Source organism: Neisseria sp. P0021.S006, assembly GCF_051956895.1.
Map to the genome: position 1 here is coordinate 1 of NZ_JBQCWZ010000771.1, position 672 is coordinate 672.

A 672-nucleotide genomic window follows, 5' to 3' on the forward strand; every position below is an offset into this window, starting at 1 on the left:
TTTTATTACAAAGCAAAATATCAAAACAGCTCAAAACATAGGCGCACACACCGGCAATATTTGCTCAACAACGCTGCTCTGCCCATGCCAACGCCGCTACAATCTGCGCCTCAATATCGGCATTAAATTCGCCGGCACGGTACGCATCGCGCAATTCCGTGCGACGGGTTTCATTTGCCGCAATTTGGTTTAACACCACTTGCGGAAACTCGTTAAACACAGGCCCTTCCTCTTCATGCCCCATCAAAAACAGCGCTGGAATTTTTTGATTGGCGCGGACGATTTCCTGTTGGCACGGATTATCGAAACGGCTGCTGTCGTCGAAATCGCTGCGGGCAATATAGTTGATGCGGATACGGGGGTTCAACTCCGCCATTTTTTGAATAAACGGCACAAACACGCGGCAATCTGGACAATATGGCGCAGCGGCAAGCAGCCAGTGTTGCGGACGGCTGATCTTTTTGACCTCCGCTACCGTTTGCGCCGACAGCTCGGTCGCCTGATAGAGTTGCTGCTGTTTCAATTTGTCTTCTTCGGTATCAAAATCCAAATATTCTGCATAATTGGCCATACTTTACTCCTATTCTGTTGTATCGGTTTTCCCTGCCACGCCGGTCAAAAGCGGAACAAGCAGATTGACGATGAGGTTTTCAAATAGCGGCTCATCAAGAG

Annotated in this window: 1 protein-coding gene; it reads right to left on the reverse strand. The window is 49.0% G+C overall.

The features are described from left to right. Window positions 1–64: 64 nt before the first annotated feature. Window positions 65–571 (reverse strand): thioredoxin family protein, encoded by a 507-nt coding sequence (locus ACTHUM_RS17015; RefSeq protein WP_107810862.1) that lies wholly within the window; start codon window positions 569–571, stop codon window positions 65–67. Window positions 572–672: the final 101 nt, after the last annotated feature.